This is a genomic window from Streptomyces sp. Wb2n-11, assembly GCF_001049855.1.
Classification (GTDB): Bacteria; Actinomycetota; Actinomycetes; order Streptomycetales; family Streptomycetaceae; genus Streptomyces; species Streptomyces altiplanensis.
Genome location: NZ_CVPB01000001.1, coordinates 3,962,782 through 3,979,517, shown reverse-complemented (window position 1 = coordinate 3,979,517; position 16,736 = coordinate 3,962,782). Strand labels below are relative to the sequence as shown.

The following is a 16,736-nucleotide window of genomic DNA, read 5'->3' as shown; positions in this document are numbered from 1 at the left end:
CTACGCGAAGATCACCGTGCGGCGGCCGTTGAGCAGGACACGGTGCTCGCTGTGCCACTTCACCGCCCGCGCCAGCGCCTGGCACTCCACGTCGCGGCCGATCGCCACCAACTGCTCCGGCGTCACGTCGTGGCCCACCCGCTCGACCTCCTGCTCGATGATCGGGCCCTCGTCGAGGTCGGCCGTCACATAGTGCGCCGTGGCGCCGATGAGCTTCACACCGCGCGCGTGGGCCTGGTGGTACGGCTTGGCGCCCTTGAAGCTCGGCAGGAAGGAGTGGTGGATGTTGATGATCCGGCCGCTCAGCTGCTTGCACAGGTCGTCCGAGAGGACCTGCATGTAGCGGGCCAGGACGACCAGCTCGACGTTCTCGGAACGTACGAGCTCGAGGAGCTGCGCCTCCGCGTCCGCCTTGTTCTCCCGCGTCACCGGAATGTGGTGGAAGGGGATGTCGTACGAGCCGACCAGCTCGGCGAAGTCCGTGTGGTTCGAGACGACCGCCGTGATCTCCACCGGCAGGGCGCCGGTCCGCGACCGGAAGAGCAGGTCGTTCAGGCAGTGGCCGAACTTGCTGACCATCAGCAGGATCCGCATCCGCTCCTCGGGGCGGTGGATCTGCCAGTCCATCCGGAAGGAGTCCCCGATCGCGGCGAAGCTGGCCCGCAGCTTCTCCACGGTCACCGGAGCCTCCGCGGAGAAGTGGACCCGCATGAAGAACAGACCGGTGTCGTGGTCACCGAACTGCTGGCTGTCCTCGATGTTGCATCCGGTCATGAAGAGGTAGCTCGACACGGCATGCACAATGCCCTGTTTGTCCGGGCACGAGAGGGTGAGGACGTACTGGTCCGAGGAGGGCCGGTCCGACGGGGGCAGGGGGGACGGGGCGGGCTGCGGGGCACTCATGCCTCCGAGGATTCCACATCCGGCGGAGGTCAGGCCGCCCCGGTCAGAATGCGGATGACCTCCAGCGTGCGCGGCTCGGTGTCCGGGTCGTCCCCGTCGTTCGCCGCCAGCCGTACGTGCGCCTCGCGCGCCGCCCGTACCGCCTCCGGCCAGGCGTGGTGCTCCAGGTACGCCGAAACGGGGGCGTCCGCGCCCACCTGGTGCATGATCTTCAGCACCCGCAGGACCGCGGCGTCGACGAGCGAGGCCTCCTGGGAGTCCCGGAAGATCGTGCCGACGTACTTCTCGGCCGACCAGTTGTCCAGCCAGGTGTCCTCGACCAGCCGGTACACGGCGTCTGTCACGTCTCCGTAGCCCTCGATGCCCGCCAGCCAGCACTGCTGCTGGAAGACGGGGTCGGAGAGCATGTGCAGCGCGGATCGCACGTTCGTGCGCCAGCGCCACCACGGCATGTCATTGAGCGGCATGCCGCCCATGGTGGGGGAGCGACGGCCGCGACGGGAAGAGTTCACCGAACCTTGCACGGTTGCAAATCGTACGTTCCCTGATGGCACGGACGTACGGGCCCCCGTAATTCACTTCGACGTCACCCTTCGTTGAGACATGCTCACTCCTCCGTTACCCATGGGGCGGAAGCGTGTGCACACATGACCGGACGGCGAAGTCCCTCCTCCTCCTCCCGCTCCTCCCTCACATTCCTCTCGAAGGCCACGGCCTCGGTAGCCGCGGGTACGGCAGCGGCGGTAGGGGCGTCGCTGCTCGCCGGCTGTGCGCTGCTCCCCGGGGCCTCGGGGGACTCCGGGGAGCCCGTGACCGTCATGACGTGGGCCCCCGAAGGGACCCCGGCCACGAACATGCCGGGCATGCCCGCCATGGCGAAGGCCTACGCCCGCTGGGTCAACGCGAACGGCGGTCTCGCGGGTCACGAGCTCAAGGTCGTCACCTGCAACGAGCACAACACCACCGTCGGCGCGGCCCAGTGCGCCAAACAGGCCGTGCGGCAGGGCGTGATCGCGGTCGTCGGCTCGTACAGCCAGCACGGCCGGGCCTTCATGGCGCCGCTGGAGACCGCCGGAATCCCTTACCTCGGCGGCTACGGCGCCTCCGACAAGGAGTTCAACAGCCCGCTCTCGTACCCCGTCAACGGCGGCCAGGCGGCCCTCCTCGCGGGCAACGGCAGGCAGCTCGCCCGCGACTGCGACCGCGTGTCCCTGGTACGCCCCGACACGGTCGCCGGTGACGACCTGGCGACGCTCCTCGGTTCGGGCCTCGCGGAGGGCGACCGCAAGGCGGCCACCGACATCCTGGCGGCGGAGGACGCGAACGACTACACCGCGCAGGCACGGGAGGCGCTCAGCAGCGCGGGCGCCTTCGACGCCTACGGGACCGGGACCGGCTGCGTCACGGCGGTGCTCGGCGACCGTACGGAGACGTTCTTCGACTCGTTCCGGAGACTGGAGCCGGAGGTTCACGGGAACGTCCGGGTCGCGTCGGTCCTCGGCAGCGTCGGGCAGCCGCTCCTCGACCGCACGGGCGGCAAGGACGGGCCCTTCGAGGGTGCGTACGTCACGGGCTGGTACCCGGTGGCGAGCGACGCGCGCTGGGACCCGATGCGCAAGGTGATCCGGGAACACGCCTTCGCGGACAACCGGATCGACCCGGCCGACACCGGAGTGCAGACCACCTGGATCGCGTACACCGTGCTCAAGGGGATCATCGAATCGCTCGCGGAGAACGGCACGGACAGCGTTGCGGCGTCCGACGTGGTCGGTGCCCTGAACCAGAACGAGGGAGTGGAGACGGGCGGCCTCACGCCCACTCTCAGCTGGCGCCTGGAGCACCTGCTGGCGGCACGGGACTTTCCCCGCATCGTCAACAGGTACGTGACGTTCCAAGTGGTGCGCCGGGGGCGGCTGGTGTCGGTGAAGGAGGGCTTCGTGGACGTGGGCAAGACGCTGGTGCAGGCACCTTCCGCGGGCTGACGCACGGAGAGACGGGAGGAGGGGGAGGGGCGCCCGAACCGGGCCGTCCGTCCCCCTCCCTGTTCCTGCGACCTGCCGACCTGTCGTCCCGGCTCCTGCTCGCCGGCCGCGGTCAGAGCTGCGTGGCGTCGCGCTCCGTCAGGCCGTAGCGCTTCGCTATCGCGTTCCACATGCCGACGGCTTCCTTCTTCGCCTGCGACGCCTTGCCGCTCTCGCGGTTGCCCGCCTGCTGCTGCGGCGTCGACTGCGCGTGCCCCTTCCTGCAGCCCTTCTTGCCCGCGACCTGGTCGGCCCAGGCGGCGTAGTGGTTGTCGGCCGCTGCCGACGCCTTCCACGCGCTGGTGAGCGAGGCCGAAAGCTCGGTGTGGTTCGGCAGCTTGTCGACGGCCAGACCCCGGAGGCGGGTCACCAGCTCGTTGCGCTGCTTGGCGGCGGTCCGCAGGTCGCTCGCCGCCTTCGGCAGGTCCTTGCAGGCCCCGATGGACTGGACCGCGCTGATGACCGAGGCGCGGCTGTCATTGCTGTCGGCGAGCAGCGCGTCGAGCGACTCGGCCTGCGGCTCGGCCGGGTCGGGGGCGGCCTGCGGCGAGGTCTCGCCCGCCGGTGAACTCACCGCGGCGACCGGCTTCTTGTCCTCGGGCTTCTCCTCCTCGCCGCCACTGAGCAGCGCACCCGCCCCGAGGCCGAGCACGGAACAGCCGGCGACGACCGCGGCGATCAGCACCAAGGGCGAGTTGCGCCGGCGCGGGGCAGTCCCCGCGCCCCCTGCGGGGGCCGCGGGAGGCACGGGCATCGCGGCCGGAGCCTGCGCGGCGGCGTTGCGGCGCGCGGCACGGCCCTGGGGGCGGCCCCGAACTGCGGCTGCTGGTAGGGCGGCTGCTGCTGAGGCTGCGCCTGGGGCCGTCCGTCGAAGTGCGGCATCTGCCGGGTGCCCTCCGCCGCCTGCGGCCCGGCGCCGGCCCGGAAGAGGTTGTCGAACTCGGCGGGCGGCTGCCGGTCTTCGGGGCCGCCGGGGCGGATGCCGAAGGGGGCGCCGGCGGGCGCCTCGGGAGCGCCCTGGGCGTTCGGCACGGGCGGGAGGTACCGCGTCGCGTCCGCGTCGCCCGCCGGGGCTCCACCGGAAGCGGGCGCGGGAGCGCTCTGGTGACGGCCGGGGAACTGCGTCGGGTCCGCCGGGTTCTCGGGCGGCAGGGCGCCGGGTCCGGCCGGCGGCACGGGCGGGAGGTACTGCGTGGCATCCGCTTCGCTTGCCGGGGTTCCCGCGGGGGCCTCCGGGGGCAGGGGCTGCGGCTGCTGAGCGCCGTACTGCTGCTGCGGCTGCTGGGGCAGGGAGCCGTACTGCGGCGGCTGCTGCTGTGCCGGCTGGGCGCCGTACTGCTGCTGCGGCTGCGCGCCGTACTGCGGCTGGTGCTGCTGCGTTCCCGGCTGCGGCTGCGGCAGAGCGCCGGGCTGCTGGGCGCCGTACTGCTGCGTCCCGTACTGCGGCTGCGGCGCGCCGTACTGCTGCTGCGGCTGCTGGGCGGCAGCGGGCTGCTGAGGGCCCCACGGCCCGCCCCACGGCTGTCCACCCGCCGGAGCCACCCGCTCCTCGGGTGCCCCGGGCGCCCAGGGGCCACTGCCGTCCGCGGGCAGCACGACACCCTCGTGCGCGGGCGGCCGCGCAGCGGGAAGCTGCGACTCGTCACCCTGTCCGCTCTGCGTCACCGGGACTCCTACGTGTGGACGTATGTGTGGACCTACGGAATCGTCGGTTCACGCTACCGGGTGACACCGCGCCTTTGCCACGCGCCCACCGTCCCCACACATACCGCCGGAGGCCCGGCGGGGGGTCCTGTAACAGGTTGTGCCCCATAAAGCCCCGTTGAGGGCCCCGTCAGGGCCCCGTCAGGGCCCCGTCAGGGCCCCGCAGGGCCCCGCCGGGCCCCGGGAAAGTCCCTAGGCCGCCTGCATCTCCAGCCGGGCGCCGAATTCCCGCACCGCGGGCTCGTCGCGGTACGGCTCCAGCCGCTGCTGGAAGTTCTCCAGGTACTCCGCTCCCCGGTTCGACCGCACCGTGTCCAGCAGCTCCACCGCGCGCGTGCCCGTGTCGCAGGCCTGCTCGATCTCGCGCTGCTGGACCTGCGCCGTGGCCAGTACGACCAGACCGATCGCCCGGCGCCGCGCCCGCGTTTCCGGATGGCCGTCCAGGGCCTCCTGGGCGCGGCGCGCCGCCGCTTTCCCCTGCCCCAGGTCGCGGTGGCAGTGCGCCAGTTCGTCGGAGAGGTACGCGTGGTCGAAGTGCGTGATCCACGCGGGGTCGTCGCCCGTGCCGTCCCCGGAACGCTCCAGCGCGCCCAGCGCCTTGGCCGCCATCGCGTCGCAGGCCCGCGCGTCGCCCATCAGCGCGTGCCCGCGCGCCTCCGCCGCGCAGAACATCGCCTCCGCGCGCGGTGTCACCCGTCCCCGTGCCCCCTCCTGCGCCGCCCGCGCCAACTGCGCGATCTCGCGCGGGTTCCCGAGCTGGGCGGCCAGGTGGCTCATGGACGCGGCCAGTACGTACCCGCCGTAGCCGCGGTCGTCCGCCGCCTGGGCGAGCCGCAGGGCCTGGATGTAGTAGCGCTGCGCGAGCCCCGGCTGGCCGGTGTCGACGGCCATGTAGCCGGCCAGTTCCGTCAGCCGCGCCACCGCCGCGAAGAGGTCCCGGCCGACCGATTCGCGGTACGAACCGGAGAGCAGCCCGGACACGACGCTGTTGAGGTAGTGCACGACGACCGGCCTGACGTGCCCGCTGCCGAAGCGGTGGTCCAGCTCCACGAGGGCTTCCGTGGTCGCCCGTACCGCCGCCACGTCCGACGCGCCGACCCGGCCGCCGCCCGCCGTCCTGGCCACCTGGGTGTCCGCGCCCGTGATCAGCCAGTCACGGCTCGGCTCGACGAGCGCCGACGCGGCGACCGCCGTGCCCGACAGGAAGCCGCGGCGCCCCACGTCGCTGCGCCACAGCTCGCAGACCTGCTCGATCGCGCCGGGCACGGTCGGCGAGAACTGCAGGCCGATCCCGGAGGTCAGGTTCTTGCCGTTGGTCATGCCGATGTCGTCGATCGTGACCGTACGGCCGATCTTGCGCCCGATCGCTTCGGCGATGATGCCGGGTGCGCGCCCGCGCGGCTGCTGTCCGCGCAGCCAGCGGGCGACCGATGTCTTGTCGTACCTCAGGTCGAGACCGTGTTCGGCGCCGCACATGTTGACGCGGCGGGCGAGCCCGGCGTTGGAGCATCCGGCTTCCTGAATGAGCGCCTGCAACCGTTCGTTGGGCTGGCGGGCGACGAGAGGCCTGGCTGCCATTGACTACCCCCTGGTGCCGCAGTGGTCCGTGACTCATGGACTGAATCACGCTGATCACTGCCCGGCGGATATGCAGAGAATGCGGAACATGCCGGAAGAGAACGGTATTGGTGGTCTTTTGGCCGTCATTCCCGGGCTTCCGTACCTGTGGCTACCCGCCCGCAGCCGTTCAGTCGCATGCGCGCCCCCGGCCATGCACCGGTGCGCCCCGCGTGCAGGATCGATGCTCCTCCCGCAAGGCGGCGCACGCCCGTAACCCGGGGTGACGGCGGGAGTTGAGCTGTTCGTGGAAGAGACCATCGGAGTCACGGACGCCGCCCAGATCCCCCATCAGCGCGGCGATCAACTGCTGGACAGCGCCGTGCGGTACGCGGAGGAACGGCACTGGGACGTGTTCCCCGGCACCTGGCTGGAGGCGGACGAGGGGGTCGAGCGCTGCTCGTGCGGCGTCCCCTCCTGCGCCTCTCCCGGCGCGCACCCCGCCACCGCCGACTGGGCGGCCCAGGCGACGGGCAGCGCCACCGCGGCCCGCCGCCTGTGGTCGAAGCAGCCGAGAGCGTCGATCCTGCTGCCGACGGGCCGCTCCTTCGACGCCCTGGACGTACCCGAGTCGGCCGGATTCCTGGCGCTGGCCCGGATGGAGCGCATGGGGCTGACGCTCGGCCCCGTGACCTGCACCCCCGACCGCAGGATGCTGTTCTTCGTCCTGCCGGGAGCCGGTGCCAAAGTGCCGGACCTGGTACGCAAGCTGGGCTGGGCACCGACCGCGATCGACCTGACGACGCGGGGCGAGGGCGACTACGTCGCGGCGCCTCCGACCCGGCTCGGCGGGATGGGCGCGGTGCAGTGGGCGCGCCGCCCCACACCGGCCAACCGGTGGCTGCCGGACGTGGAGGAACTGATCAGCCCCCTCGCCTATTCCTGCGGGCGAGAGGCAGCCGCTGCGCGCACACGCCGACCGTAGGGTGTTCCCCGTAGCGGGACGGGGACACTTGGAGGCTGTGCTGCATGCGTGACCGGGCAGTGGGACCAGAAGAGGCGGGCGGAGCGCACACGGCGCCGCCCGCCGCCGTACGTGCAGAGGGCCTGTGGAAGCGGTTCGGCGAACAGATCGCCGTCGCCGGCATCGATCTGGAACTGCCCGCGGGCAAGTTCATCGGCCTGGTCGGGCCGAACGGGGCGGGCAAGACCACCACCTTGTCGATGGTCACGGGGCTGCTGCGGCCCGACGCGGGAACGGTCCTGATCGGCGGGCACGACGTGTGGCGGGACCCGGTCGCGGTCAAGGCCAGGATCGGCGTACTGCCGGAAGGGCTACGGCTCTTCGAGCGGTTGTCGGGGCGTGAACTCCTCGCCTACTCCGGCCGGCTGCGGGGGCTGCCCGGCGACGAGGTCGACAAGCGGGCGACGCAGCTCCTCGACGTACTCGACCTGGCGGGCGCGCAGCACAAACTGGTCGTCGACTACTCGACCGGCATGCGCAAGAAGATCGGCCTGGCCGCCGCCCTGCTGCACAATCCCGAAGTGCTCTTCCTCGACGAGCCCTTCGAAGGTGTCGATCCCGTGTCGGCGCAGACGATCCGCGGCGTACTGGAGCGGTACACGGCGTCCGGCGCGACCGTCGTCTTCTCCAGCCATGTGATGGAGCTCGTCGAGTCGCTGTGCGACTGGGTCGCGGTGATGGCGGGAGGACAGATCCGCGCCCAGGGAACGCTCGCAGAGGTACGGGGCGACGCGCCCTCCCTCCAGAGGGCCTTCCTCGAACTGGTCGGCGCGAACGGACGGGACAGCGGGGAGAGCCTCGACTGGCTGGGCGGCGGCGCCCGGTGAGCGCGGGCGCCACGGCCGTTCCCGGGATCACCTCCGTCTTCGTACGGCTGAAGCTGTCGCTGCTGCGCAACGGGCTGCGGCAGTCGTCCGGCCGCAAGGCCGCGTACATCGCGTCCGCGGTGTTCGCGCTGCTCTTCGCGGCGCTCCAGCTGATCGGCCTGGTCGTGCTGCGCGGGAACGAGCACGCGGTGACCGTCGTGGTGCTGCTGACGGCCCTTGTCGGGATCGGCTGGGCGGTGATGCCGCTGTTCTTCCCCAGCGGCGACGAAACGCTCGACCCGTCCCGCCTGGTCATGCTGCCGCTGCGGCCCCGGCCGCTGATCCGGGCGCTGCTGACGGCGTCACTCGTGGGCATCGGACCGCTGTTCACCCTCTGCCTGGCTCTGGGATCGGTGATCGCCGTGGCGCGCGGCGCGGCGGCCGCCGCCACCGGTGTCCTCGCCGTGGCGCTGACGCTGCTCCTGTGCGTGGCGCTGGCGCGGGCCGTGGCGGCGGCGAACGTGCGGCTGCTGACCAGCCGCAAAGGACGCGATCTGGCCGTGCTGAGCGGCCTGGTGATCGCCGTCGGCATCCAGGTGGTCAACTTCGGCGCGCAGCGGCTCTCCAACGCGGGCGGGCTCGCGAGGCTCGACCCGGTCGCGGACGTACTGAGCTGGGTGCCGCCGGCGTCTGCGATCGGCGCCGTGGACGCGGTGGGCGACGGGGCGTACGGCCGTGGCGCGGCCCAGCTGCTGCTGGCCGTGGCGGCGCTGGCCGCGCTGCTGTGGTCCTGGGAGCGCAGCCTGGTCGGGCTGATGACGTCCCCGGACGGTTCGACGCTCCAGGCCGGCGAGCCGGCCGGCCAGGAGTCGTCGCCGGGGTTCGGCGGCCGGTTCCTGGCCGGCGGACGTACGGGAACGGTGATCGAGCGCAGTCTGCGGTACGTGCGGCGGGACCCCAAGACCAAGGCCGCGTGGGTGACTTCGCTGGCGATCGGGCTGATCGTCCCGGTGTTCAACGCGCTCCAGGGAACGGGCACGGTCTACTTCGCGTGCTTCGCGGCCGGGATGCTCGGCATCCAGATGTACAACCAGTTCGGCCAGGACACGTCCGCCTTCTGGATGGTCGCGACGACGATCTCCACGACGCGGGACGCGTACGAGGAACTGCGGGCGCGCGCCCTGGCGCTGCTGGTGATCACGCTTCCGTACACGGCGCTGGTCACCGTGGTCACGGCGGCGCTGGTGGGGGACTGGCGGGCCCTTCCCGAGGCGCTCGGACTGTCCTTCGCTCTGCTGGGCGCGATGCTGGCGACGGGAGCGGTGACTTCGGTGCGCTTCCCGTACTCGATCCCGCAGGACAGCGCGCACAAGAACGTCGCTCCGGGGCAGGCGGGCCTCGCCTGGATCTCGATCCTCGGCGGCATGGTCGCGGCGGCACTGCTGTGCGCTCCGCTGATCGCGCTGACGATCTGGCTGCACGTGGCGGACGGGCGGGGCTGGCTGTGGCTGGTGCTGCCGCTGGGTGCGGCGTACGGCGCGCTGATCTCGTGGGCGGGCGTGCGTTGGGCGGCGCCGCAGGCGGCGGCGCGGCTGCCGGAGATCCTGACGGCGGTCAGCAAGGGCTGACCGCCGGGCACGGACGGCTCGGTGGCCACCGGCCCCCGTCGGTGGCACCTGCCGGCCCCCACCCCCCGGGCGCGGCCGCCGCTTGCGGCTCCGCCGGAGCGGGAGCGACGGCCACCGGGGGGGAGGGCGGGCTCACGGACGCCTCAGGGACGCCTCAGGGGCGCCTCAGGGGCGGGGGCGACGGGCTCCTCGGCAGTCGCTTCCAGGAAGGGCTCGATCGCGGCGCGCCAGCCGTCCGGCCGGTCGTAGTGGATGAGGTGTCCCGCGTCCACCACCTCGGCGTACTGCCCGCGCGGCAGGACCCTGACCATCTCCTGGGCCTCCGCGCGGCCCAGTTCTCCGTCGAGGCCGCGGACCACCAGGGTGGGGCACCGGACCAGCGCGAGCTCCTCCCAGTGGGCTTCGTACACCCAGGTCTCGCGGGAGGTGAGCATCTGGCGGCGGGAGAAGAGCGGGTACCAGCCGTCGGCGCGCTCGGCCATGACCTCGGCGAAGAACTCGCCGCGGCCCGGGCTCGGCCGCTCCACCCAGGGGTCGTCCTCACCGAACCACTTGCGGACGTCGGCCAGCGTGGCGAACGGGACGGGCCAGGACTTGAACCAGTCCTCCCACTCCCGTTGCGACGCGGCGCCGAGCGCGCTGGCCCGCATGTCGCAGATGACGACGGCGCGGACGAGATCGGGGCGCTTGGCGGCGAGCTGCCAGGCGGTGAGGGCGCCCATGGAGTGGCCGATGAGGGTGACGGGTGCGAGGCCCAGCTGCTCGACCGCGGCTTCGGCGTCGGCGACGTACGCCTCGCGCGTGTACGAGCCGTCGGCCGGCTTCTCGCTGCGGCCGTGTCCGCGCTGGTCGAGGGCGACCGCGCGGGAGCGCTCGGAGAGCCAGCGCGCGGTGCCCGCCCAGTGCGCGGCACGGCCCATCAGTCCGTGGAGCAGGAGGACCCCGGAGGCCCGGTCGGTTTCTCCGCTCCCCTTGGGCGGGTCGGCGAACTCCCAGGCCGCGAGGCGTACGCCGCCGGCTCCGGTCACATCGATGCGCCGCACCATATGTCCTGGCACCCCCTTCGTCCCCGGGTGGTCCATTGATGAGTGGTCGAGCCCAGCGAGACTATCGAACCCGCATTCGAGAACACGGTTTTGGCGCGCAACACCCCTCGTTCGAGTGACCGCTCTCAAGGGTTGGCTCCCGCTGCCGAGGGGAGATCTTCAACGGGAGGCGGGCCGCTCGGGGAAGACGGTCCGCGGGGGCTGACCCTGGGAGCTCGGGGCTCCGGGTCAGCACAGGGGAGGACGGGCTCCGGCGCCTCAGGGCGCCGGAGCCACCCCTTTGCCGACGGACAGCTTCCCGACGGACAGCGTGAACACGAGCGGCACCCAGCGGGTGCCGACGCGACGGGCGCATCCCCTGCCCCCTCCCCCACCGAACCGGACGACTGAACCGGACCGACCGGACCGACCTGGCCCTGCCGGACCGGCCGGCGGACCGGCCGACGGCCCTCACGTCATGTGCCTCCGTCACAGCCTGGCACGCGATCCGCCCGGTCGCTGGGATTCCGGAGGATCGCCGGCCCGGCCCCACCACCGCCGGACCGCGCAACGTTGCCGCCAGGACGCCGGTGTCAGCGCTTGGCGACAAAAACGTGCGAGGCCACCTCGGCGCCGAGCTCCGCGGCCTCACCACTGCTGCCGACGAGTACCCCGCCGGGCGACTCCGTCACGCTCACGACCGATCCGGGCTGCACACCCGCACGACGCAGCGTGTACATCAGCTGGGCGTCCGTCTGAATCGGCTCCCCGATCCGGCGTACGACCACGGTCTTGCCCTCCGGGCCCGGCTCCAGGTCGTTCAGACTGACCATGTTCTCGTCCAGGAACGGATCGGCCCCGGCCTTCTCGCCCAGTTCCTCCAGACCCGGGATCGGGTTCCCGTACGGAGACTCCGTCGGGTGGCGCAGCAGCTCCAGGACGCGCCGCTCCACCGCCTCGCTCATCACGTGCTCCCAGCGGCAGGCTTCCGCGTGGACCTGCTCCCACTCCAGGCCGATCACGTCGACGAGCAGGCACTCGGCGAGCCGGTGCTTGCGCATCACGCGGGTGGCGAGCATCCGGCCCTCGCCGGTCAGCTCCAGATGACGGTCGCCCGCCACCGTCACCAGACCGTCGCGCTCCATGCGCGCCACGGTCTGACTCACCGTCGGTCCGCTCTGGTCGAGCCGCTCGGCGATACGGGCGCGCATGGGGACCACGCCTTCTTCCTCGAGCTCGAGGATGGTGCGGAGATACATCTCCGTCGTGTCGATCAGTCCGGACATACGTGCCCCTCGATTACTCGTGCGCTGGCCCTGACCCAATTCTGACGCATAGCACCGACAACCGTGTCGCGCCGGTGGGAAGCCGTATTGACACGGCACTGGTCCAGACCGCAACGTGATCCGCGCCACCGTCGTACGACGTACCGCTGGAAGGGGCTCCTCCGCGATGAGCGAAAGCAAGCTGGCCGGTCAGTTCTTCGACGCCGCGATCGGGCTGCTGCACCGGGTCCGCGACGAGGAGGCCGGGAACATCGCGGCCGCCGGCGCCGCCATCGCCGACACCGTGGCGGCGGGAGGCCGGCTCTTCGCCTTCGGCGCGGGCCACTCCTCGCTCGCCGCCCAGGACGTCGTCTACCGGGCCGGCGGCCTCGCCCTGATGAACCTTCTCGCCGTTCCCGGGACCGTCGGCGTGGACGTCACGCCCGCCACCCTCGGCTCCGCCCTGGAACGCGTCGACGGGCTCGCGGGAGCCGTGCTGGACAGCAGCCCCGCCGAACCGGGCGACGTACTGGCGGTCGTCTCGCTGTCGGGCCGCAACGCCCTGCCGGTGGAGATGGCGATGAACGCGCAGGCGCTCGGCCTGAAGGTCATCGGCGTGACCTCGCTGACGTACGCGCGCGAGACGAAGTCCCGGCACGTCTCCGGCACGTACCTCAAGGACCACTGCGACATCGTCCTCGACAGCAAGATCGCGGTGGGTGACGCCGAACTCACCGCGGAGGGGATCGAGGCGCCCTTCGCCCCCGCCTCGACGGTGGTGACGAGCGCCCTGATGCAGGCCGTCCTGGCCACGGCGGCGGGCGACCTGGCGGAGCGCGGCATCGAACCGCCCCTGCTGCGCTCGGGCAACGTCGACGGCGGCCACGAATGGAACGGCCGCGTGATGACGGAGTACCGCGACCGGATCTTCTTCCGCCGCTGAGGGGGCCCGACCGGCGGCTAGGACCCGCGCAGGCACTGGTGGAGGTCGATCGCCGCCGCCACGCGCACGGCGATGTTCTCCGCGTACGCCGCGTCCGGGCGCTCGAAGGCGCTGCGGCTCGGACCGCGCAGGAACGTGGCCACACCCAGCGTCCTGCCGCGGCTGCGCAGCACCACGCACAGGGCGTGCACGGTGCCCTCAGGCCACTGGCGCTGCGCCGCCCAGTCCCGCGGGCCCCCGCTCGCCCGTACCGAGCCGAGCCGGTCGAGGCACTGGAGCGCCGGATGACCGGGCGGGTACGGGACCGGGATCCCGGCTCCGCCGGTCGCCGGCAGGCACGGGCCCGGGGCGCCCGACGGCGTGGCCGCCGCCCGGACCAGGCGGGCCGGGTGGTCCCCCGCGGTCAGGTCGACCAGCGCGTGGTCGGCGAAACCGGCGAGGGCGAAGTCGAGGTACGACAGCGCGGCCTCCATCGGGTCCTCGCACTCGGCGGCCGCGCGCCCCGCGCGGTGCAGCTGGTTGCCGCGGAACCGCTGCCGCGCGGCCTCCTGTTCCGCCGCCTTCGCTTCGGTGATATCCTGGAACAGCCAGCCGACCCCCAGCGGAACCGGTTGCTCGGCGAGCGGCGAGGCCAGTCTCAGGAAGCCGCTGCGCCAGCACCGCCGCCGTCCGCGCTTCCCGCCCGACTCCGCCGCCCGCAGCGTCACCCACAGCTCCGCGGGGGCCGGGGGCGCCCCTTCCGCCAGTACGTGCTGGAGGGCGCCCTCCAGCTCCTCCACACCCTGCACGACGAGCTCCCCCAGGGGGCGGCCCAGCAGCGCCGTACGCCCCACGCCCAGCGCACGCGTCGCGTGCGCGTTGACGACGGTCGGGCGCAGGTCCACGTCCACCAGGACGACGCCCCAGGACGCGTCCTCGAAGAGCGCCTCGCTCAGCGCGATCGCCCGCTCCAGGTCGATCTGCGCGTGCACCTCGCTGAACGCGCAGTACACCCCGGCGGGCTTGCCCTCCGCGCCCTGCACGCCCGCCGCCTGCGTCCGTACGAGCACGCGCCCGCCGTCCTTGCGAAGGAGCGCGAATTCGTGCACCTGCCGGCCCGGAGCGTGCATCGCCGACATCAGCCGCCCCTGCACCTCGTCCGCGTCCGCCGGGCGCGCCGCCCACCCCGCGAAACCGGTCCGCCCGACCGCCTCGCCGGCCGTCCACCCGAGGATCCGCTCGGCCTCACGGTTCCAGTGGGTGATCACTCCGTCCGCGTCGAAGGCGCAGAGCGCGGCGTCCATGCCGTCGAGAAGCGCGGCGAGGAGACCGCCGGAACCCGCCCCCGGCTCGTCGGGACCGAACGCGTCGGTGGTCTCGCCCATCCGGGAAGCACTCACCTGGCACCCCCTGCAGGTGTTCACCTTCTCTGCACTGCTTGCACTGCCGCACCCGGGATCATTCAACTGGAACGTGACGCAGCACACACCCGGTTCAGGGAAAAAGATGCCTGCCGGTAATGCGGTTGTGGGGAGCGGGACAGGTTCTTAGGCTTGCGGTACACGTGAAGGGAGGTGGTTCGGAAGTGATGTCATTTCGGACTCGTGAGGTGACTGCGGGCTGACGGCCCGTCGTCGCACTCAGTGCAGGCCGGCAGGGTGTCGGCCGAAATCCCAAGCAGTCACCGACCCGCGGGCTCGCCGGTAAGTCCGGCCGGCTCCTCTCCGGAGGGACCAGAGCCCGCGGGTTTCTGCGTTCCACGGGTCCTCTCGGGCGTACGGGCGGCGTACGGGCCCGGGGCTTGCGGGGGGCCGGGGCCCTACGGGCAGAGGCGCTCCACGCGCCATGCACCGTCCTCGGCGACGTACCGCAGGCGGTCGTGCAGGCGGTTCGCGTGGCCCTGCCAGAACTCCATCGTCTCGGGAACGATCCGGTATCCGCCCCACTCCGGAGGCACCGGTACGCGCTCCGTTTCGGGGTAGCGCGCCGCCAGCTCGTCGTAGCGCGCGAGCAGCTCCTCGCGTGACGCGATCACCGACGACTGCGCGCTCGCCCAGGCCCCCAGCTGCGAGCCGTGCGGGCGTGTTCTGAAGTACGCCGCCGTCTCGTCGCGGCCAATCCGCGCGGCCGTACCGGTGACTACCACCTGGCGTGCGACCTGGTGCCACGGGAAGAGCAGGGAGACGTACGGGTTGGACGCGATCTCGCGTCCCTTGCGGGAGGCGTAGTTCGTGAAGAAGACGAAGCCCCGGGGGTCGTACTTCTTGAGCAGGACCGTGCGGGACGAGGGCCGGCCGTCGGGGGTGGCCGTGGAGAGGATCATGGCGTTCGGTTCGTGCAGGCCCCCGGCGGCGACCTGCACGAACCAGTGGTCGAACTGGCCCATCGGCTCGGCTGCGAGTTCCGCCTCCGTGAAGGCTTCGCTGCGGTAGTGCTCGCGCATGGCGGCGGGATCGAAATCTCGGTTCGGCACGGTGCCATCCTGCCGCAGTGGTCCAGTCTGCCCGGCACCCGGTGCCACCAACCCTCTGCGCGGGAAACGGGGAAGTGTGCCGGTAATCACGCTTCCCCGCATCGGCGGAACCCGCCAAAATGTGGGCGCCGGGCACTGTGACCTCCCTACAGCAGGGGATATCGTGCCTGCTTCCGAAGCGGTTGGTGACCACCTGCCGCGCGGGGAATCGCCGGGGTGACCGATGGCACCTGAAACCTGACCCCTGGTCGTGAGCCGCTTGTCGATGCTTGTCGAACACATCATGAGGAGCCGCCTGATGTCCGACTTCGTACCCGGTCTCGAAGGGGTCGTCGCGTTCGAAACGGAGATCGCAGAACCGGACAAGGAGGGCGGTGCGCTCCGTTACCGGGGGGTCGACGTCGAAGACCTGGTCGGGCACGTGTCCTTCGGGAACGTGTGGGGCCTGCTGGTCGACGGCGCGTTCAATCCCGGGCTGCCGCCCGCCGAGCCGTTTCCGATCCCGGTCCATTCCGGTGACATCCGCGTGGACGTGCAGTCCGCGCTGGCGATGCTCGCGCCCGTGTGGGGCCTGAAACCGCTGCTCGACATCGACGAGCAGACCGCGCGCGACGACCTGGCGCGCGCCGCCGTGATGGCGTTGTCGTACGTCGCCCAGTCGGCGCGCGGGCAGGGCCTGCCGATGGTTCCGCAGAGGGAGATCGACAAGGCGGAGACCGTCGTCGAGCGCTTCATGAAGCGCTGGCGCGGCGAGCCCGACCCCAAGCACGTCAAGGCCGTCGACGCCTACTGGACGTCGGCCGCCGAGCACGGCATGAACGCCTCCACGTTCACGGCGCGGGTGATCGCGTCGACCGGCGCGGACGTGGCCGCGGCCCTCTCGGGCGCGGTCGGTGCCATGTCCGGGCCGCTCCACGGTGGCGCGCCCTCGCGCGTCCTGGGCATGATCGAGGAGATCGAGCGCACCGGGGACGCGGCCGCGTACGTGCGGCAGGCCCTCGACAAGGGCGAGCGTCTGATGGGCTTCGGCCACCGTGTGTACCGTGCCGAGGACCCGCGGGCGCGCGTTCTGCGGCGTACGGCGAAGGAGTTGGCCGCGCCGCGCTTCGAGGTCGCCGAGGCGCTGGAGAAGGCGGCTCTGGAGGAGCTGCACGCACGGCGTCCCGACCGGGTGCTCGCGACGAACGTGGAGTTCTGGGCGGCGATCGTGCTGGACTTCGCGGAGGTCCCGGCGCACATGTTCACGTCGATGTTCACGTGTGCGCGTACGGCCGGCTGGAGTGCGCACATCCTGGAGCAGAAGCGCACGGGCCGTCTGGTGCGGCCTTCCGCGCGGTACGTCGGTCCGGCGTCGCGCAGCCCGCAGGAGGTCACGGGTTTCGACGACATCGCGCGCTGAGCGGTTGTA

The 16,736-nt window shown here is 72.0% G+C and carries 15 protein-coding genes; 6 read left to right on the top strand and 9 right to left on the bottom strand.

The genetic code is table 11. The features are described from left to right. On the bottom strand, positions 1-903 hold the full coding sequence (purU, locus tag BN1555_RS18250) for a formyltetrahydrofolate deformylase (protein ID WP_093800371.1): 903 nt from the start codon (positions 901-903) through the stop codon (positions 1-3). Between the two features lie 29 nt (positions 904-932). Then, complete coding sequence (locus tag BN1555_RS18245; protein WP_093800370.1) at positions 933-1,379, bottom strand: SCO4402 family protein; 447 nt, start codon at positions 1,377-1,379, stop codon at positions 933-935. Between the two features lie 171 nt (positions 1,380-1,550). Between BN1555_RS18245 and BN1555_RS18240 the strand changes: the two genes are divergently transcribed. After that, positions 1,551-2,885, top strand: coding sequence for an ABC transporter substrate-binding protein (locus BN1555_RS18240; protein WP_093800369.1), 1,335 nt, complete (start codon positions 1,551-1,553; stop codon positions 2,883-2,885). 112 nt (positions 2,886-2,997) lie between these two features. On the opposite strand, the gene BN1555_RS41655 is transcribed toward BN1555_RS18240, so the two are convergent. The 3 genes from BN1555_RS41655 to BN1555_RS18230 form a co-directional block, all read right to left on the bottom strand. Continuing rightward, positions 2,998-3,609 carry a hypothetical protein gene (locus BN1555_RS41655; RefSeq protein WP_255306079.1) on the bottom strand — a complete coding sequence of 204 codons (612 nt, stop codon included), beginning with the start codon at positions 3,607-3,609 and terminating at the stop codon, positions 2,998-3,000. Continuing rightward, positions 3,603-4,589 carry a hypothetical protein gene (locus BN1555_RS41650; protein ID WP_369688983.1) on the bottom strand — a complete coding sequence of 329 codons (987 nt, stop codon included), beginning with the start codon at positions 4,587-4,589 and terminating at the stop codon, positions 3,603-3,605. The genes BN1555_RS41655 and BN1555_RS41650 overlap by 7 nt, the downstream gene beginning before the upstream one ends. A 231-nt stretch (positions 4,590-4,820) precedes the next feature. Then, positions 4,821-6,206 (bottom strand): NsdA family TPR-like regulatory protein, encoded by a 1,386-nt coding sequence (locus BN1555_RS18230; protein WP_093800368.1) that lies wholly within the window; start codon positions 6,204-6,206, stop codon positions 4,821-4,823. Positions 6,207-6,492: 286 nt separating this feature from the next. Here BN1555_RS18230 and BN1555_RS18225 point away from each other — a divergent pair, with 286 nt between their 5' ends. The 3 genes from BN1555_RS18225 to BN1555_RS18215 are packed head-to-tail and all read left to right on the top strand — an operon-like array spanning position 6,493 to position 9,643. Then, complete coding sequence (locus BN1555_RS18225; protein WP_176710069.1) at positions 6,493-7,170, top strand: bifunctional DNA primase/polymerase; 678 nt, start codon at positions 6,493-6,495, stop codon at positions 7,168-7,170. 44 nt (positions 7,171-7,214) lie between these two features. Beyond that, positions 7,215-8,036 (top strand): ABC transporter ATP-binding protein, encoded by an 822-nt coding sequence (locus BN1555_RS18220; RefSeq protein ID WP_093800367.1) that lies wholly within the window; start codon positions 7,215-7,217, stop codon positions 8,034-8,036. Beyond that, the gene (locus tag BN1555_RS18215) at positions 8,033-9,643 is read left to right on the top strand and encodes a transporter (protein WP_176710068.1); all 1,611 of its coding nucleotides are present in this window, start codon (positions 8,033-8,035) and stop codon (positions 9,641-9,643) included. Before BN1555_RS18220 ends, BN1555_RS18215 begins: the two co-directional genes overlap by 4 nt. A 143-nt stretch (positions 9,644-9,786) precedes the next feature. On the opposite strand, the gene BN1555_RS18210 is transcribed toward BN1555_RS18215, so the two are convergent. Continuing rightward, complete coding sequence (locus BN1555_RS18210) at positions 9,787-10,689, bottom strand: alpha/beta fold hydrolase (RefSeq protein WP_093800366.1); 903 nt, start codon at positions 10,687-10,689, stop codon at positions 9,787-9,789. 572 nt (positions 10,690-11,261) lie between these two features. After that, positions 11,262-11,954 carry an iron-dependent transcriptional repressor DtxR gene (locus BN1555_RS18205; protein ID WP_093800365.1) on the bottom strand — a complete coding sequence of 231 codons (693 nt, stop codon included), beginning with the start codon at positions 11,952-11,954 and terminating at the stop codon, positions 11,262-11,264. 166 nt (positions 11,955-12,120) lie between these two features. Between BN1555_RS18205 and BN1555_RS18200 the strand changes: the two genes are divergently transcribed. Next, positions 12,121-12,876 (top strand): SIS domain-containing protein, encoded by a 756-nt coding sequence (locus tag BN1555_RS18200; RefSeq protein WP_093800364.1) that lies wholly within the window; start codon positions 12,121-12,123, stop codon positions 12,874-12,876. A 17-nt stretch (positions 12,877-12,893) separates the two neighbouring features. On the opposite strand, the gene BN1555_RS18195 is transcribed toward BN1555_RS18200, so the two are convergent. Together BN1555_RS18195 and pdxH are read right to left on the bottom strand one after the other, a co-directional pair. After that, positions 12,894-14,255 (bottom strand): PAS domain-containing protein, encoded by a 1,362-nt coding sequence (locus BN1555_RS18195; RefSeq protein ID WP_093800363.1) that lies wholly within the window; start codon positions 14,253-14,255, stop codon positions 12,894-12,896. 419 nt (positions 14,256-14,674) lie between these two features. After that, positions 14,675-15,298, bottom strand: coding sequence for a pyridoxamine 5'-phosphate oxidase (gene pdxH, locus BN1555_RS18190; protein ID WP_093803480.1), 624 nt, complete (start codon positions 15,296-15,298; stop codon positions 14,675-14,677). Between the two features lie 328 nt (positions 15,299-15,626). Between pdxH and BN1555_RS18185 the strand changes: the two genes are divergently transcribed. Next, positions 15,627-16,727 carry a citrate synthase 2 gene (locus tag BN1555_RS18185; protein WP_176710067.1) on the top strand — a complete coding sequence of 367 codons (1,101 nt, stop codon included), beginning with the start codon at positions 15,627-15,629 and terminating at the stop codon, positions 16,725-16,727. The last annotated feature ends 9 nt before the right edge of the window (positions 16,728-16,736 follow it).